Source organism: Pseudomonas sp. P129, from assembly GCF_020312195.1.
GTDB lineage: Bacteria > Pseudomonadota > Gammaproteobacteria > Pseudomonadales > Pseudomonadaceae > Aquipseudomonas > Aquipseudomonas fragariae.
Genome location: NZ_JAGPYS010000001.1, coordinates 422,418 through 439,843, shown reverse-complemented (window position 1 = coordinate 439,843; position 17,426 = coordinate 422,418). Strand labels below are relative to the sequence as shown.

General features: G+C 57.5%; 17 protein-coding genes and 1 other RNA gene. 12 read left to right on the top strand and 6 right to left on the bottom strand.

Annotated elements, in window-relative coordinates:
* Positions 1–256 precede the first annotated feature (256 nt).
* Together dnaK and grpE are read right to left on the bottom strand one after the other, a co-directional pair.
* The gene (dnaK, locus tag KBY02_RS01960; RefSeq protein WP_003400158.1) at positions 257–2,173 is read right to left on the bottom strand and encodes a molecular chaperone DnaK; all 1,917 of its coding nucleotides are present in this window, start codon (positions 2,171–2,173) and stop codon (positions 257–259) included.
* A gap of 111 nt (positions 2,174–2,284) precedes the next feature.
* Entirely contained in the window at positions 2,285–2,848 is a 564-nt protein-coding gene (gene grpE / locus KBY02_RS01955; protein ID WP_003313642.1) for a nucleotide exchange factor GrpE, read from the bottom strand.
* 270 nt (positions 2,849–3,118) lie between these two features.
* Here grpE and recN point away from each other — a divergent pair, with 270 nt between their 5' ends.
* Entirely contained in the window at positions 3,119–4,792 is a 1,674-nt protein-coding gene (recN, locus tag KBY02_RS01950; RefSeq protein ID WP_003418848.1) for a DNA repair protein RecN, read from the top strand.
* Positions 4,793–4,836: 44 nt separating this feature from the next.
* Here the strand turns inward: recN and fur are convergent, their stop codons facing one another.
* A complete protein-coding gene (fur, locus tag KBY02_RS01945; RefSeq protein WP_003400156.1) occupies positions 4,837–5,244 on the bottom strand; it encodes a ferric iron uptake transcriptional regulator in 408 nt (135 codons plus the stop codon).
* Between the two features lie 98 nt (positions 5,245–5,342).
* On the opposite strand from fur, the gene KBY02_RS01940 reads away from it, so the two are divergent.
* Positions 5,343–5,864, top strand: a complete 522-nt coding sequence (locus KBY02_RS01940) for an outer membrane protein assembly factor BamE (protein ID WP_003400155.1) — start codon at positions 5,343–5,345, stop codon at positions 5,862–5,864.
* A 64-nt stretch (positions 5,865–5,928) separates the two neighbouring features.
* Here the strand turns inward: KBY02_RS01940 and KBY02_RS01935 are convergent, their stop codons facing one another.
* From KBY02_RS01935 to KBY02_RS01925, 3 genes are read right to left on the bottom strand one after another with little or no spacing between them, the layout of a single operon-like run.
* On the bottom strand, positions 5,929–6,243 hold the full coding sequence (locus tag KBY02_RS01935) for an RnfH family protein (protein WP_024650993.1): 315 nt from the start codon (positions 6,241–6,243) through the stop codon (positions 5,929–5,931).
* The gene (locus tag KBY02_RS01930) at positions 6,236–6,670 is read right to left on the bottom strand and encodes a type II toxin-antitoxin system RatA family toxin (RefSeq protein WP_003400153.1); all 435 of its coding nucleotides are present in this window, start codon (positions 6,668–6,670) and stop codon (positions 6,236–6,238) included. The genes KBY02_RS01935 and KBY02_RS01930 overlap by 8 nt, the downstream gene beginning before the upstream one ends.
* A 7-nt stretch (positions 6,671–6,677) precedes the next feature.
* Positions 6,678–8,081 carry a sodium-dependent transporter gene (locus tag KBY02_RS01925; RefSeq protein WP_024650992.1) on the bottom strand — a complete coding sequence of 468 codons (1,404 nt, stop codon included), beginning with the start codon at positions 8,079–8,081 and terminating at the stop codon, positions 6,678–6,680.
* A gap of 113 nt (positions 8,082–8,194) precedes the next feature.
* On the opposite strand from KBY02_RS01925, the gene smpB reads away from it, so the two are divergent.
* The 10 genes from smpB (at position 8,195) to KBY02_RS01875 (ending at position 17,360) form a co-directional block, all read left to right on the top strand.
* Positions 8,195–8,677: an SsrA-binding protein SmpB gene (smpB, locus tag KBY02_RS01920; RefSeq protein WP_003400147.1), complete on the top strand. Its 483-nt coding sequence runs from the start codon at positions 8,195–8,197 to the stop codon at positions 8,675–8,677.
* A gap of 307 nt (positions 8,678–8,984) precedes the next feature.
* Positions 8,985–9,269, top strand: coding sequence for a hypothetical protein (locus KBY02_RS01915; RefSeq protein ID WP_003400145.1), 285 nt, complete (start codon positions 8,985–8,987; stop codon positions 9,267–9,269).
* 106 nt (positions 9,270–9,375) lie between these two features.
* Positions 9,376–9,767: a transfer-messenger RNA gene (gene ssrA, locus KBY02_RS01910) on the top strand.
* Between the two features lie 169 nt (positions 9,768–9,936).
* Positions 9,937–11,172 (top strand): tyrosine-type recombinase/integrase, encoded by a 1,236-nt coding sequence (locus KBY02_RS01905; protein ID WP_225649734.1) that lies wholly within the window; start codon positions 9,937–9,939, stop codon positions 11,170–11,172.
* 243 nt (positions 11,173–11,415) lie between these two features.
* The gene (locus tag KBY02_RS01900) at positions 11,416–12,345 is read left to right on the top strand and encodes a hypothetical protein (protein WP_225649733.1); all 930 of its coding nucleotides are present in this window, start codon (positions 11,416–11,418) and stop codon (positions 12,343–12,345) included.
* Positions 12,346–12,423: 78 nt separating this feature from the next.
* Positions 12,424–12,690, top strand: a complete 267-nt coding sequence (locus tag KBY02_RS01895; RefSeq protein ID WP_024420646.1) for a helix-turn-helix transcriptional regulator — start codon at positions 12,424–12,426, stop codon at positions 12,688–12,690.
* A complete protein-coding gene (locus KBY02_RS01890) occupies positions 12,687–13,295 on the top strand; it encodes a hypothetical protein (RefSeq protein WP_225649732.1) in 609 nt (202 codons plus the stop codon). Before KBY02_RS01895 ends, KBY02_RS01890 begins: the two co-directional genes overlap by 4 nt.
* Positions 13,296–13,903: 608 nt before the next feature.
* Positions 13,904–14,185, top strand: a complete 282-nt coding sequence (locus KBY02_RS01885) for a hypothetical protein (RefSeq protein WP_225649731.1) — start codon at positions 13,904–13,906, stop codon at positions 14,183–14,185.
* Positions 14,182–14,463 (top strand): DUF3077 domain-containing protein, encoded by a 282-nt coding sequence (locus tag KBY02_RS01880; RefSeq protein ID WP_225649730.1) that lies wholly within the window; start codon positions 14,182–14,184, stop codon positions 14,461–14,463. Before KBY02_RS01885 ends, KBY02_RS01880 begins: the two co-directional genes overlap by 4 nt.
* Positions 14,460–17,360, top strand: a complete 2,901-nt coding sequence (locus tag KBY02_RS01875; protein ID WP_225649729.1) for a DUF927 domain-containing protein — start codon at positions 14,460–14,462, stop codon at positions 17,358–17,360. The genes KBY02_RS01880 and KBY02_RS01875 overlap by 4 nt, the downstream gene beginning before the upstream one ends.
* Positions 17,361–17,426: the final 66 nt, after the last annotated feature.

The following is a 17,426-nucleotide window of genomic DNA, read 5'->3' as shown; positions in this document are numbered from 1 at the left end:
CAGGCCCGGACCCAACTCACGTCGATTCAACGATCCTGGTCTTCGTTCAGCAGCCAGATGCATCCGGCCGAGAAAGCGGCAGAATGATTCGCCACGCAGGAGCGTCGCGATCTTGCCACGTGGCGTGCGGAGCAACTCCACACGCCGAAATTTTTGCCTGTTCCAGACACGCCAACGCGGGAGCAAGCTCCCGCGCGGCGACATCCTACCAGTCAGCGCTCGAAAGAGGTCAACCGGCGTTCAAGTGAGCCTGCGCTTACTTGTGGTCTTTTACTTCTTCAAACTCGGCGTCGACAACATCGTCAGCCTTGGCAGTTTCTTCAGCTGGCTTGGCCGCAGCGTCCGGGTTTTCAGCCTGCTCGGCATACATCTTCTGAGCGATTGGCGCGGAAACCTTCGACAGCTCTTCGACCTTGGCTTCAATGGCAGCCTTGTCGTCGCCCTTGATAGCGGCTTCCAGAGCAACCAGCGCAGCTTCTACCGCAGTCTTCTCTTCAGCAGTGACCTTGTCACCCGCGTCAGCGATCATCTTGCGAGTCGAGTGGACCAGCGCATCACCCTGGTTACGGGCAGAGGCCAGCTCTTCGAACTTGCGATCTTCTTCGGAGTTGACTTCAGCATCGCGAACCATCTGCTGAATTTCTTCCTCGGACAGACCGGAGTTGGCCTTGATAACGATGGACTGCTGCTTGCCGGTGGCCTTGTCTTTCGCACCAACGTGCAGAATACCGTTTGCGTCGATGTCGAAGGTTACTTCGATCTGTGGCACGCCACGTGGAGCAGGTGGAATCTCGGCCAGGTCGAACTTGCCCAGAGACTTGTTCTGAGCGGCTTGCTTACGCTCACCCTGCAGGACGTGAATGGTTACCGCGTTCTGGTTGTCATCGGCAGTCGAGAACACCTGGGATTTCTTGGTAGGAATCGTGGTGTTTTTCTCGATCAGCGCAGTCATCACGCCGCCCATGGTTTCGATGCCCAGAGTCAGCGGGCTGACGTCCAGCAGCAGAACGTCTTTGACATCACCGGCCAAGACTGCGCCCTGAATGGCAGCACCCATGGCAACGGCTTCGTCAGGGTTGACGTCTTTGCGTGCTTCTTTGCCGAAGAACTCGGTCACCAGCTTCTGAACCAGCGGCATACGTGTCTGACCACCGACCAGAATCACGTCGTTGATCTTGCTTCTGTCGATGCCAGCATCTTTCAGCGCCATTTCGCAAGGAGCGATGGTGCGCTGAACCAGGTCTTCAACCAGCGATTCCAGCTTGGAGCGGGAAATCTTCACTACCAGGTGCTTCGGACCGGTTGCGTCTGCAGTGATGTACGGCAGGTTGACTTCGGTCTGGGTGCTGGAAGACAGCTCGATCTTGGCTTTTTCGGCAGCTTCTTTCAGACGCTGCATGGCCAGCGGATCACCCTTGAGGTTCATGCCGCTTTCTTTCTTGAATTCGTCGACGAAGTAGTCGATCAGACGAATGTCGAAGTCTTCACCGCCCAGGAACGTGTCGCCGTTGGTGGCCAACACTTCGAACTGGTGCTCGCCATCGACTTCAGCGATCTCGATGACCGAGACGTCGAAGGTACCGCCACCCAGGTCATACACGATGACAGTGTGGTCGCCCTTGGCCTTGTCCATCCCGTAAGCCAGCGCGGCTGCGGTAGGTTCGTTGATGATGCGCTTGACGTCCAGACCGGCAATACGGCCAGCGTCCTTGGTAGCCTGACGCTGACTGTCGTTGAAGTAGGCCGGAACGGTGATGACCGCTTCGGTAACCGCTTCACCGAGATAGTCTTCGGCAGTCTTTTTCATTTTCTTCAGGATTTCAGCGGAAATCTGAGGAGGCGCCATTTTCTGGCCATTCACTTCAACCCAGGCATCACCGTTGTCAGCCTTGACGATCTTGTAAGGGACCATCTGGATGTCTTTCTGAACGACATCCTCTTCGAACTTGCGACCGATCAGACGCTTAACCGCGTACAGCGTGTTGTGCGGGTTGGTGACCGCCTGACGCTTCGCGGACTGGCCGACCAGAATCTCGCCATCATTTGCGTAAGCAATGATCGAAGGTGTAGTACGTGTACCTTCGGCGTTCTCGATAACCTTGACGTTACCGTTTTCCAGAATGGAGACGCAGGAGTTGGTAGTCCCCAGGTCGATACCGATAATTCTGCCCATCTTTGACTCTCCCGAAACTTGCAAAACTTGGATTTGGTTGCCGCCAGTGCGTTTACACCGTGCGGTAGCTCTTAAACGCTTGACCTTTAAATGGGGGCCTTACAGCTGATTTCAAGCCTGCTCGTTGATTGACGGCGTTGCAGGCGATGGTGCCTTGCTGACCACGACCATGGCCGGGCGCAACAGGCGACCATTAAGCTGATAACCCTTCTGAAATACCTTGAGCACTGTGTTGGGCTCAACGTCGGCACTTTCCTGCATGGCCATCGCCTGGTGCTGGTCGGCACTGAACGGTTGGCCGTGCGGATCGATGGCTTCCAGCTGATAACGCTTGAGGGTGTCCTGGAACATCTTCAAGGTCAGCTCGATGCCTTCACGCATCGGGCGAATGCTTTCATCGTCCGGACTGGACAGATCAAGGCCTCGCTCCAGACTGTCGATGATCGGCAACAGATCACCGGCAAATTTTTCCAGCGCAAACTTGTGCGCCTTTTCAACATCCTGTTCGGCACGGCGGCGGACATTCTGCAGATCCGCAGCCACGCGAAGGGATTGGTCCTGCGCAGCAGCCAGTTGCTCTTCGAGCACCTGCACGCGGGTTGTCAGTTCGTCACCCGCGCCCGCCTCGGCAGCCTGATCCTGAGCCTGCGCATCCAGATTCTGTTCGTCAGCCATACATGTTCTCCTCTAAAAACGTCCGCGATCCCGATTCGCGCTTCTGCCCACCTATATGGGATCGGATTTTCCGGCTTCAAGGGTTTCGTGCGATCGAGATACGCATCCCCTGACAAATAATCCGGATTCCAGCCCGACAAAAAATGGCGAAACGACTCAAGAGAGACTAAAAACCACTGCAGACCGATGAAATCGAGCTAAGCAAGGGCATTGTCAGCCATAAATAAAACACTGTATAAATAACCAGACAAACAGCCCGGGAGCCGCTCAATGCTGGTGCACCTTTCCGTACACAACTACGCCATTGTCGAACACCTTGATCTTGAACTGGATCGAGGCATGAGCGTCATCACCGGCGAAACCGGCGCTGGCAAGTCGATCATGCTCGACGCCCTGGGCCTGACCCTGGGCGACCGTGCCGACAGCGGCGTGGTCAGGCCCGGCGCCGACAAGGCCGACATCCTGGCCACGTTCGACCTGGGCGACATTCCCGAGGCACAGACCTGGCTCAAAGAGCGCGACCTGGACAACGACGGCCCCTGCATCCTGCGCCGGGTCATCACTGCCGAAGGTCGGTCACGCTCCTATATCAATGGCTCGCCCTGCCCTCAGGGCGACCTGAAGGCGCTGGGCGAACTGCTCATCGATATTCACAGCCAGCATGAGCACCAGTCGCTGCTCAAGACCGATACCCATCGGCGCCTGCTCGACGAATACGCGGGCGCAACCGATCTGGCCCGTCAGGTCCATCTCGCCGCACAGCGCTGGCGGCAGACGCGGCAGGAGCTCGAGCGTCTTTCCAACTCGGGTGACGAGCAACGCGCACGGCATCAGTTGCTGAGCTATCAGCTCGAAGAGCTGGAAAGCCTGAGCCTGGGCGAAAACGAGCTTGAACAGCTCGAACAGGAACACAAGGACCTGACCAACGCCGAAAGCCTGCTGAGCATTTGCCGACAAGTGGTCGAGCAGTGCAGCGAAAGCGATTCCGGCAACGTGCTCAATGCCCTGACCGCCAGCCTGCATCGTCTTGGCAGCGTCGACCATTCCCCGTCCGCCCTGAGCGAAGCCACAGGCCTGCTGTCCAGCGCACAGATCCAGGTAGAAGAAGCGGTAGGAGAACTGAACCGCTTTCTGGATCACTTCGATGCCGACCCAGCCAGGCTGCAACAGCTCGAAGAACGCCTCGATGCCATTTACACACTGGCGCGCAAGCACCGCATCCAGCCGGGCGAAGTGGCGACACTGCAACAAAAGCTGCTGGATGAAATAGAAACGCTGAATGCCAACGACGAATCCATCGAACGCCTGGAGCATGAAGTGCAGGCATTCGCCCGGCACTATCAGGATAAAGCCCGTGAGCTGAGCGACCTGCGCCACAATTCGGCGACGAAACTGGCCAGCGCTGTGGAACAGGAAATTCATCGCCTTGGCATGCCCGGCGGCCGTTTCCAGATCGACCTCAAAGCCAATGCCAGCGTTGAACCCTCGCCTCACGGCCTGGAGCAGGTGGAGCTACTGGTCAGCGCCAACCCCGGCCAACCACTGAAAGCGCTGGCAAAAGTCGCGTCGGGGGGTGAGCTGTCGCGCATCAGCCTGGCGATCCAGGTCATCACCGCACAAACTTCGCGGGTGCCGACGCTGGTATTCGATGAAGTGGATGTGGGGATTGGCGGACCGACCGCCGAGATCGTAGGGCAACTGCTGCGTCGCCTGGGCGAGCGCGGCCAGGTCATGACCGTCACTCACCTGCCGCAGGTCGCGGCGCAGGGTCATCAGCACCTGTTCGTGCACAAGGTGCGCGACAACGACGCAACGCGCACAGCGGTGTCCAGGCTCAGCAAGACTGAACGTATAGAGGAAGTCGCCCGAATGCTGGGCGGCATCGATCTGACCAAGGAATCTCTGGCGCACGCCAAAAAGATGGTCGTTACGGCGAAAAGCTGAGCTATAGAACGCACAAAGGCGACCGCGGTCGCCCCTGTTGCTGATTACGCCTTCTTGTTGCGGACGTAAAGCACCAGATTGTGGTCCACCAGGTCAAAGCCGTGTCTCTCGACAATGGCTTTTTGAAGCTTCTCGATTTCTTCGTCGAAGAATTCGATCACCTCACCCGATTCCACATTGACCATGTGGTCGTGGTGGCCGCCATCAGCCAGCTCGAACACAGCATGACCGCCGTCGAAATTGTGGCGCACCACCAGCCCAGCGGACTCGAACTGAGTCAGAACACGGTAAACCGTGGCCAGACCGACGTCCTCGCTAGCCTCCATGAGAGCCTTGTAGACATCCTCGGCACTCATGTGGCGTTGCTCTGCAGAATCGAGCATTTGCAGTATTTTGACCCGCGGTAGGGTTACCTTGAGTCCTACTTTACGTAGTTCGCTATTTTCAACCATGGTCAGCTTTCTCGCAGACGCTGCTTCGCAGCTTCTCTTAATGCAGGTATGATCGGAGTTTACGTTGTCCCAGCCAAGATAGTGGAAGTCGCCCACCGATGCAAAACACCAAGCTCTTGCTAACCAGTTTCACCTTCGTGGGACTGCTCGCACTCGCCGGTTGTTCATTCCCCGGGGTTTACAAAATCGACATCCAGCAGGGTAATGTCGTCACGCAGGACATGATAGACCAGTTACGCCCCGGAATGACCCGGCGGCAAGTACGGTTTATCATGGGCAACCCCCTGCTGACCGACACTTTCCACTCCGATCGGTGGGATTACCTGTACAGCCTGCAGCCAGGTGGCGGTGAACGCCAGCAGGAGCGTGTCAGCCTCATATTCAACGGCAATGACCAGCTCGTGAGCCTGTCTGGCGACTTCATGCCCGGCGTCAGCCGCGATGAAGCCATTCTCGGCAAGGACAGCAACACCACTGTCCCGGCAGAGAACCAGCCAGTGCAGCAGCCTGAAGAGCCGGCCAAGCCAGGTTCGTTGCTGGATAAAATCCAGAAAGACGTGGACAGCGTCGAGACCGTACCGGTCCCGACTCAGGAACCGCTGGATACCAACTCCCGGTAGTCCAAAGCGTCCAACAAAAAGCCCGGCATGCCGGGCTTTTTTGTGCTTTCCATTCAGCCTGCGTTCAGCCGGGAAGCCCTCTTTTCTCACGCGCCCTGGCGGCACGCAGACGCCTGATCTCCATGGGGTCGGCCACCAGCGGACGATAAATCTCTATCCGCTCCCCCGCCTCCAGCACCCGCGCAGCAGGATCAGTCACCACCTTGCCGAAAATACCCACGGCGCACTGGCTCAGATCCAGTTCGGGAAACTCCTTGTCGATGCCGCTGAGTGCCAGCGCCTGACGCACCGAAGAGCCGGCCGGGATATCGACCGTCTTCAATACCTGGCGCTGTACAGAGGCGTAGACCACCTCTATCTGAATCGATGCGTCAGCCATGCAGCTCTTTCGCTCGCTGGCAGAACGCATCCACCAGCGTGTTGGCCGCCTGATTGAACAGCGGCCCCAGTGTGGCGCGAACGATGGTGCCGGCATAATCGAAGGACAGATCCAGACTGATCTTGCAGGCTTTCTCGCCCAGCGGCTTGAATGTCCAGACACCGTGAAACTGTTCGAACGGCCCTTCGACCAGGTCCATCACGATCGACTCACCGGGAACCAGCGTGTTGCGCGTCATGAACTTCTGGCTCAGACCGCCCTTGGCGATCTCCAGGCTGGCGCGCATCTGCGCCTCACTGGCTTCAACCACGGTAGCGGACGAACACCACGGCAGAAACTCGGGATAACGAGCCACATCATTGACCAGGTCATAAAGAAACCCGGCCGGGTACGGCAGTAAAGCAGAGCGTTGTATATGCGTAGTCATGTGAGCGTCATTTCCAGAGCTGAGCGGCAAACACCACAAGAATGCCGAGCGGCGCCACGTAGCGCATCAAAAAGTACGTCAGGTTGAAGAACAGCGGACTGCGAATCGACAATTCGTCGCGCACCGTCTCACGGCTCATCACCCAACCAGCGAATACTACAAAACACAACCCACCCAGCGGCAACATGATCCGCGAAGTGAAGAAATCAATGACTCCGAAGAAGTCCAGGCCAGTCGATGCGCCCCATTGATAGAGGTGGAATGCGCCTCCATCGTTCACGAAAAACTTGGCTTTTTGCCAGATATTGAACGAGAACACCGTGCCCAGCCCGACAAACCAGCAGGTAAAGGCCAGCCAGAACGTCACCCAGGCGCGACGAATACGGGTGCGCTCGACCAGATAGGCGACCATCGGCTCAAGTAACGAAATTGCCGAACTCCAGGCTGCAACGGCCACCAATACGAAGAACACGATGCCCATCAACTGGCCGAACGCGACGTTGCCGAATGCATACGGCAACGTGACGAACATCAGGCCCGGCCCCTCGCTGGGGTTCAGGCCTGCTGCGAACACGATGGGGAACAGCGCAAGGCCGGCCAACAGCGAAACGAAGGTATCGAGCAACGCGATGCCGACGACCGTGCTGCTGATCGACGCGCCTTTGGTCATGTACGCGCCGTAGACCATGATCGAGCCCACACCGACGCTCAGGGAAAAGAACGCATGCCCCATCGCGGGCAGCAAGCCATCCAGCACCTTCTCGGGATTGAAGTCGAACATGAAATGCACGCCTTCCATGAAATGCCCGGTGGTCAGGCTGTAGCCCAACAGCGCCAGCATCAGCAGGAACAGCATCGGCATCATGATACGCAGGCTTTTCTCCAGCCCGGCCTCGACACCCTTGCCGATCACCACCGCCGACAGCAGCATGAAAATGGTGTGCCACAGAATCAGACGCCATGGGTCGGCAATCACCGCACCGAAATACGCACCGACCTGATCCGGCGACACACCCTGAAAGTCGCCGCGCCCCATGTCGATGATGTAATCCAGCGACCAACCGCCCACCACACTATAAAAGGAGAGAATCAGCAGCGCCGTGATCATCCCGGCAAACGCACCCCAGGACCAGCGCGGCGAATGCCCCGCTTCCTGCGCCAGCGTCTTGAGCGCATTCGCAGGACTGAGCCGGGAACGACGACCAATCAGCGTCTCGGCGATCATGACCGGAATACCGATCAGCGCGATGCACGCCAGAAAAACCAGTACAAATGCACCGCCGCCGTAGGCACCGACCATGTACGGAAATTTCCAGATACTGCCCAGCCCCACAGCAGAGCCGGTGGCAGCCAGGATGAACACCCAGCGGCTTGCCCAGCTACCGTGGACCGAAACCTTGTCCGTCGACATTATCGAAACGCCCAGCCAAAAAAGATCGCGCATTGTCCGGGATTCAACCTTTGTGCTCAAGCACGCGCTTTCCCGTAGCCGACATTGATGCAACTGCCTATAATGCGCCCCCTATGGCTAAGCTCAAGAAACACCCTACAGGGACCATCGCGCAGAATAAGAAAGCGCGTCACGATTACTTCATCGAACACAAGTTCGAGGCCGGTCTGGTCCTGTCTGGCTGGGAAGTAAAAAGCCTGCGTGCCACCAAGGTACAGCTGGTCGACAGTTATGTGCTGCTCAAGGATGGCGAGGCCTGGCTGATGGGTTGCCACATCACTCCTCTCAAGACTGCCAGCACACACGTCATCGCTGACCCGACACGCACCCGCAAACTGCTGCTGAACAAGCGCGAGCTCGAAAAGCTCACCAGCTCGGTTCAGCAGAAAGGCTATGCCTGCGTCGCCCTTTCCGTTTACTGGAAGGAGCACCTGGTCAAGTGCGAAATTGCGCTGGGTAAAGGCAAGAAGGAATACGACAAGCGTCACACCGAACGCGAACGCGATTCGGACCGTGAGCTGCAGCGTGCCGTGCGCTCCAAGGGCAAGGACGACTAGTTTCTGGCGCCGGCGTGTGCCAGATGTCCTGACCCGGATATTTGGCACTTCATATCTACCCCTTTACCCCCACACCCCGCCCCACTCCCCCGCTTCAACCTTTTCGATACCTCCAAGCGAAGATCGCCTCATTTTGGTGCTTGAATGCGCAATGTGGCTATTTCGCAGTATTGCGAAAATAAAATAGAACGCCTGCGTTACACCACAGTCAATCCTTTAGGCCCAACTGTTAACGGGCTTTCAACCCCCTCGGGCGACGGCCTCAAACACCGGCCATACCGAGTCCACAGGTTACAAGGAGAGACATATGAAGCGTACCGCCCTCACTGGATTGTTCCTCAGCGCCGCCCTGTTGGCTTCGCCGGTTTTTGCCGACGATGATTTGTGCTCTGCCAATATCAAGACTCTTGAAAACTCTGTGGGCTCTACCAACACAAACCTGAGCACCGGAAACACGGACATGCTCGAAACCACGGTGAAGAACGCTAAGGCGGCCCAAGCTCAAAAAGACGAGAAAAAATGCATTGAGATCACTCAGAAAGCTATCACGTCATTGAACAACACCGGCTCGGGTAGCGAAGGCGCCAAGTAAAGCTTCGAGCAGGCCAGCCAGGCTGGCCTGAACGATTGCAGCAGACGGGTCGACGTGCCACGCCAATTGGCGTACACTGCGCCCCAGTGATTGCGAAAGCAGTCTCGGGGCCGATTTGGATTCGACGCCGGTGATGAAACTTTAGGTGCATGCCGAGTTGGTAACAGAACTCGTAAATCCACTGTTGCAACTTTCTATAGTTGCCAATGACGAAACCTACGGGGAATACGCTCTCGCCGCGTAAGCGGTGCTAGCCTTCCTTCTGGTAGCTTCGGCTCCAGCAATCATCAGGGGATGCCTGTAAACCCGAAATGATTGTCATATAGAACAGGATCGTCGCCTAGTACGTTGTGGACGAAGCGACTAAAACTTACACAACTCGCCCAAAGCACCCTGCCCGTCGGGTCGCTGAGGGTTAACTTAATAGACACGGCTAAGCATGTAGTACCGACAGCGGAGTACTGGCGGACGGGGGTTCAAATCCCCCCGGCTCCACCAAATAGCAGTCTAGACCTGTCTCAGACAGTCTACGAAACACCTCAAGAAGCCCGCCCTGCGCGGGCTTTCTTGTTTCTGACGATCTATCTACGTCTACCCCTATATCTTCCCGCCGTGTATCCCACTGTGTATCCTTGCACTATATTTGAACTGAAGGGATACACACGGGATGAAGCGTGCCGATATCAAGCGTCGCCCTCTCTCTGACACCACCCTGCTCGGCCTGGAGCCTGACGCAAAGGAATATCGAGAACATGATGGCAACGGTCTGTATTTCCGCGTCAAGCCTGACGGGCAAAAGTCTTGGCAGCTGCGCTACAAAACTCCGGCAGGTAAATGGAGTTGGCTAGGCCTGGGGGGGTATCCAGAAGTTAGCGGCTCCCTCGCGAGAAAAAAAGCAACGGAGCTCCGCGGTGATGCTGCGGAAGGCAAGAACCCTATTGCCACCAAAAAAGCCCGTAAAGCCGCCGAAATTGAAGCCGCTAACAACACCTTCGAAGCGCTAGCACGAGAGTGGTTTACAGCTCGTCGCAGGAACTGGGAGGAAGGCACGGCCGTTAGAGTCATTGGTGCTCTAGAGCTGCATGTGTTTCCAGTTTTCGGCAAGCGAAGCTATACCGAAATCCTTCCTCTCGAATGGATGGATTTTCTTCGGGGTATGGAACAGAAAGGCATCTTGGAACAAATGAGCCGGGTACGTGGATTTTGCAAAGAAATCTACGATTTGGCCCGAGTCACCGGCAGGGCTGTGCACAATCCACTTGAAGGACTGCACAAATTTTTGCAGACCCGAGCAGCAGAAAACTACGCGCACGTAACGAACGAAGAATTACCTGCGCTGCTTCGTGCAATTACCTCATACCCGCATGCAAAAGACGTTCGCCTTGGCCTACGTCTTCTTGCTCTCTTGGCGGCTCGTCCCTCAGAGCTGCGCGAAGCAAAATGGACTGAGTTCGACTTCGAGAAAAGGCTATGGACGATCCCAGCTGAACGTATGAAGAAACGCAGGGAACATTTAGTGCCGCTTTCTCGGCAAGCTATCGAAGCGCTCAAGGAATTACACACGTTGAGTGGGTCTTACCCGCTGCTCTTTCCCGGACGTAATGATCGTACAAAGCCACGCAGCAACACCGTATTTCTAATGGCCCTAAGGCGTCTAGGATATGAAGGCCGACAAACAGGCCACGGTTTCCGTCACATCGCAAGTACGACGCTGAACGAGAACGGCTTCGAGGAAAATCATGTAGAAGCTCAGCTTTCACACGTCAAAGATGGAGTTGCCGGTGTTTATAACAAGGCGATTTATCTCAAGCAACGGACGTCAATGATGCAATGGTATGCCGACTACCTCGATGAGCTTGAGCATGGAAATGTTGTGCACGGCAACTTTGGAAAGGCCGTATGAGATTTCAAATCCATACCCCCTCTAAAAGCGGTGTTACTCGTGTTACAGGTGTAGCGTATCTATTTAAGCTATTGATTATAAAAGAATTATTTCAAGTTACACGACGAGTTAGCCGACACATTGCGACGTGTTACGAGGCCGAATCGTGTAACAACACTGCCCCAACCACCCCGCTGCTGGCCCGAACTGTGGTACTGCCGAACCGCTGTACATGTGACGCAAGCCGGGGCCAAGGGGCGGTCGATGGACAATGAGAATATGCCGGTTGGTTGCCTTGAAATTGCTGGATGCGATGTCAGCAATTTGCTTGAGGAACTGGACGACATCGAACAGGCCGTGCATGAGTTAGCGCTGTATCCGCAATTTCGTGAGCATTTCAAAGAAGCTCTAGATGTGGCCAATTACGCCACGTCATTCTGGCTTGAGGATGGCAGCTACCCTGATCGAGCAGGATCGGTAGTGGCCACCATGTTCCGACTGCGCGATGAGATTGAGGACCAGGCCAGCTATAGAGATTCCGGTTCGCTGCCGAGTGTCATGAGAGGATTTCTTGGAGTTGACCACAACGATGCTGATTCGCAACTCGTAGCAACTTACGCTCTGGTGCAGAGCGTTCAAGCTGTCCAGGTACTCGCTAATTGGCTCTTTGAAACGGAACTCTACGTCTTCGAGCTGGATGTCGATCTCATCGCCCAAATGCAAGCGACAGATCCTGATAGGTATTGCGCACTGGTGGGTAAGGAGCGGCTAAAGCATCCGGGGGCGGAGATTGACGCTCGAGAATCCTTTCGCACCTTCATGGGCGAGGCCGACAAGGCGCTCATGCTTGCGAGCATCTTCAAGCAGGTTGAAGAGGTCGACGTAGCGAAGGGCAATTTCAATGTAGCCAACTTTTTAAGGAAAGCGCTGAATAAGGCACTGACCAACGCGTTTTCCGTACAAGCCTCGCAAAGAGGCGCGGCGGCTGGCAGGGCCAACAGCCACCCGGACTCGGTAAAGCAGCAGAACGCAGCGGACCTGCGCAAGCGCATTTGCAAAGCCGCCGACCGTCTCATTCTGGGCAACCCGGCTATTTCAGAGCGAACACTAAAACGAGCGTTGGTCGAACAAGGGATAGCGTCTGAGCCCACCATCAAGAAATACCTGGTCACCTGTGGCTACTTACCTCGGTAAATTTTCTTAAAAGCAAACCGTGTTTGCTTTTTTCCGCCTCCCTAGTCTGTGCCTGTCTCTCACCATATAGGCACGGCTATGTCATTCCCTCTACAAGCAATTAACACCGCGCACCCAGCTCGTGATCCCGCCACCACGCTCATTCGCATCAGCGAAGTCATTGCGATAGTCGGCCTCGCCCGCCCCACGATTTACAAGCTGATGCAGCAACAAGACAGCGGCTTTCCGCTCCCGGTAAAACTGAGCAACAGCAACGCCCGAGGTGCGCCCGTTGCATGGGTCTTGGGGGAGGTTCAGGCATGGACAAGAGCGCGCATCGCTGCTCGCGATCAGGTGGCCGCATGAACAACCGCATGTCAAAAGGCGACGGGCCTTTCATCGACTCCTACAGCATCGGGTTCCAGCTCTACAGACCGGGTGAGCTCAACTGGAAAAGTCGCACCATTGCGGGCGTCAGCTGGAATGGTCTGGAGCAAGAAGCGATCTTTTTCAATGCAGACGGCCTGGCTCTTCCTCTCAGACCCAACCCTTGGAATGTGCCCGAGTGGATTCGCAAGCATGCGATCCGCCGCGAGTTCGCCAGCGTGCATGGGACTGGCCATTTCGCGATGAAGGAAGGTCGCCGTAAGGCATTGCGAACGGTCGGCCTCAATGACTGGGTGACTTACTGGCTGGTCGACCAGTCTGGCGGCTTCGCCAATGAGTCGAAGTTTTGGCAGGACTACGTGGCCACCGATCTCGCCACAGAACAGGCCAACAGCGAAAAGCTACACAGCGAAATGCGTCTGCAAGAAGACCGGGCGACTTACATCGAGCAGAGCATTGCCGAGCGTCGTGACCACCTGACGGTCATGCACCGCCGCCGATGTAACGAAGATCGAAAAATTCTCGCCTGGCTGAAAGGCGAAGTCCCCGCTCCACTATTTGACACCCAAGTGAAGGCGGCTTGAGCCCTCCCCCACCCCAATCTGCTGGCCCTGATCTGGTACCAGAACGCCGGGCTATCACGTTACAGGTTCGGCGCACGCACAAACGAAAACGCCTCCGGGGGCAACCGGAGGCGTTGAGGTAAATCTACATGCACGTCAAATGTATTTCGCATCGAGCGCGAGTGCAAGTCGCTCAAACAGTTGCACATCCCAAAACCGGGCGCTATTCTCTGGCCGTCGCTGCAAATTCAGCGATCAGGTTTGGCGACCTGAGAAACTTGGCGCACAAGCGCCCCATAAGACAGCAGGCGCTTTTTTTGTGCCCGCTGCGCTACGTTATGGCGGCTGTGTGTGGGATACCTTCGGGTATGCCGGGTTCCAAGTTCCCGGTTCGCCAACCTGCGCACAGCTGCCACCCTAATTCGTTTGGCGACGTTTTGGTGGCAGCTCCAAACCAAACTTGGAGTTACGCACATGCACGCCCTCATTCCTTCCAGAAATCGCGCCGCTGCCCATCGCGCTATGGCTCTCGCCGCTTTACACGCCAATTCCAGCCTCGCTACACGCCTTGCCCGCTACAACGCTCACATGACCAAAGCTCGCGCCCTCGAAACCGCAGGGGGTGCCCAATGAACAACGCCCTGAGTTTTTGCCTGCCCGAAGACCTGCTCTGTGTTAATCCGACAGCCGATGCCGGTATTCCCATCGATGCCATCACCTGCGCCGTCGACCGCGCCAGCTCGGTGCTGTTGTTGCTTGAAGACCAGTTCGAAAATGACGGACCCAGCCTGGCGAATCACATCATCGCCGCCGCCCTTTGGGACGTACGCGGTACGTTAGGTTTGATACGTACGCTGGCGCTTCACGCAGACGAGCTGGTCCGCGGTCCCGCGCAAGGAGGTTGCCTGTGAGCGCATCCTTCCAAGGCAACACCACCGGGCACACCGCCTTTGCCAAATACAACGCCCGAAACCAACCACTGTTTAGCGTCAATGCAGGCGTTTCCTGCGAAGAGGCCTTAGAACACGCCTCCGTGCTGACTGACTGCATCAACAAACTGACGCTTCAAGCGGGGATGAACGAGGACAGCAGCGCGGCATGGGCTGCCCATTACTTGGGCGATATGGTCAAGGCCATCATCGATGACGTTACCACCAGCCTGCAGTTTCCAACGGAGGATCGCCCATGAGCGCCTCCGGTACGAAAAAACGCCCTTCGTTCGCACAAGTGAAATCTGCGGCGCTACGCAACATCGACAAGGTAATGGCTCACTGGCTGCCCAACGGGAAGCGAGTAGACGGCGGTAAAGAGTACACCGCACCCAACCCTACCCGAACGGACAAGCGTGCGGGCTCTCTGAAAATCAGTATCAGCAAAGGCACCTGGTCTGACTTCGCGACCGGCGACAAGGGCGGTGACTTGATAGACCTAGTGCGCTATATCGACGGCGGCACTGACGTCGAGGCCTGTAACAAACTGGCGGATCTGCTCGGCGTAACTGCGGACTCAGCGCCCGCCAAACCCGCATCGGCCAAAAGCAAAGCGCCCGAGTGGATCGCCATTCAGCCGATCCCGGCCGAGGCCATGAACAAATGCCCGGTTAAACACCGGCAGCATGGCGCACCGTCCAAGGTCTGGATTTATCGTGACGACAAGGGCCAGCCGCTCATGGCGTTGTACCGGTTCGACCTCGGTCCCGATGAGGACGGCAAACCGAAGAAGGTCTTTGCGCCGCTGACCTGGTGCAAACGCAGCGACGGCGAAACGACCCAATGGCGCTGGCAAGGGCTGCCCGAGCCCCGACCCCTGCTGCGACGGGATGAACTGGCACTGCGCGCCGATGCGCCGGTGATCTTGTGCGAGGGCGAAAAAGCCGCAGATGCAGCTGCTGATTTGATGCCGAACTACGTGGCCATCTGCTGGCCGAACGGTTCCAACTCTTGGCATAAAGCAGACCTAACACCGCTAAAGGGTCGCGACGTGCTGTTGTGGCCAGACAACGACGACAGCGGCAAAACCTGCATGGACGCTGTCGCCAACAAGCTGCGCGAGATAGGCGCAGGCTCGGTACGGGTCATTGCGTTGGAGGTGTTCAAGCGCAAACCCACGATGAAAAACGAGCGCGCCGCTTTCGCCAAAGGTGGCCAATGGGACAACGGCGATGATGCCGCCGACGCTCCTGCCAAAGGCTGGACAGCTGCCCATTTCGCCGAGCTGGAGCGCAGTGGCGAGCTGTTCGGTTCGGTAGAAGAACCGTCCGCAGCGGAGGAGCCCGAACCCACTCCGAAAGCGAAGACGAAGCCAACGGCCAAGCGCCCTGCGAAACCGAAAAACGACCTGATGCCTGGCGGCTTTCGCCTGACGGCCGAAGGTGTGTTTTACGCAGGGGACGACGGCGAAGCGCGCCCGGTGTGTTCGCCTCTGGAGATCCTCGCCCGGACCCGCGATGACAAAGGCCACAACTGGGGCCTGCTCGTGGAGTTCGACGACCCCGACGGGGCCAAGAAGCGCTGGAACATTCCGGCGCGCACCATGACCGGCGACTTTGGCAAGGACGTACTCGGCCCATTGGTGGACATGGGCCTGCGTCTGGCTGGCAGTCGATCAGGGCGCAATGCACGCAACGACCTGCAGAGCTACCTCGGCGGTTTCGACAGCGCACAGCGGGCACGACTGGTCACTCGCCTGGGCTGGCACGACAGCGCCTTTCTCCTACCGGAACAACAGGTCGGCATCCACAGCGAGCACCTGCATTTCTACGAAGCAGGATCTCAACTGCCGCCGATCAGCGAAGCGGGCACGCTTGAGCAATGGCAAGAGCAGATCGGCGCGTTGTGCGTGGGAAACCATCGCCTGGCGTTTGTGGTCGGCGTGGCTTTCGCGGGTCCATTGCTGCACATGCTGGGTCATGAGTCGGGCGGCTTTCACCTGTATGGCGATAGCTCAGGCGGCAAGACCACGCACCTGCAGGTCGCCGCCTCGATCTACGGTGGACCGCGCCTGGTGCGTTCGTGGCGCTCGACCGACAACGCACTGGAATCCATCGCCGCCGCGCATTCCGACGGCCTGCTGGTGCTGGACGAGATTGGCATGTGCGATCCACGCATCATCGGCGAGACGGTGTACATGCTGGGCAACGGCACCGGCAAGGCACGGGCCAATGATCGAGGCCAGGCAGGCCGACAGGTGCAGGAGTGGCGTTTGCTGTTCCTCTCCACCGGCGAGAAGACGTTGGCCCAGCACATGGCCGAAGCGAACAAGGAACTGAAAGCGGGCATGGAAGTACGCATGCTCGCCGTTCCAGCCGATGCCAGCAAAGGCTTAGGCATGTTCGACACCCTGAGCGGTTTTGAAGATGCGGCAGCACTGTCCGACGCGCTCAAGGCGCGAGTCGCGAAATACTACGGCACACCGCTCACCGCCTTTCTCACAGCCCTGTGCGAACCCGATAAACGCCACGCCTGGTCCGCCATCCTGCGCCGCACGCTGGAAGGCTTTATCGCCCAATCGTTACCCGCGTCGGCCAGCGGACAAGCTCACCGTGCCGCCGCTCGCTTTGGCCTCGCCGCCGCAGCGGGTGAACTGGCCACCGCGATGGGGATAACAGGCTGGCCCGACGGCACTGCCACCACCGCTGCTCGGGTTTGCCTCAACGCATGGATGAACGAGCGCGGCGGCGTCGGTAACTTCGAAGGTGACGCAATCGTGTCGCGACTGCGCCAGGTCATCGAGCGCTTCGGCGAGAGCCGATTTACCCGCTGGGAATCGGCGGCGGCGAAGATCGACGAACACGGCCCACGCACCATCGACAGGCTTGGCTTTCGCAAGACGATGGAGCACGGCCTGGGCGACTCCTTACACACCACCAACACCTATTACGTGCTGCCCGAGTCATGGCGCTCGGAGATTTTCCGGGGCATGAACATCAATGCGGTGAACAAGGAGCTGCTGCAGCGTGGGGTCATTGAGCCGGGGAACGACGGCAAGGCATCGAGTCTGGTGCGCTTGCCCGGCCTGGGCACGCAACGCTGCTACATCGTGAAGACGATTCCGGGATTGGCTGAAAGCGAGGCTCGGGCCGCCTGAGTGCGTGCCTACTGATCGAGGTAGCGCCGGCTGATTCCCGGCCTCGCCAGCCACACAACCAACTCC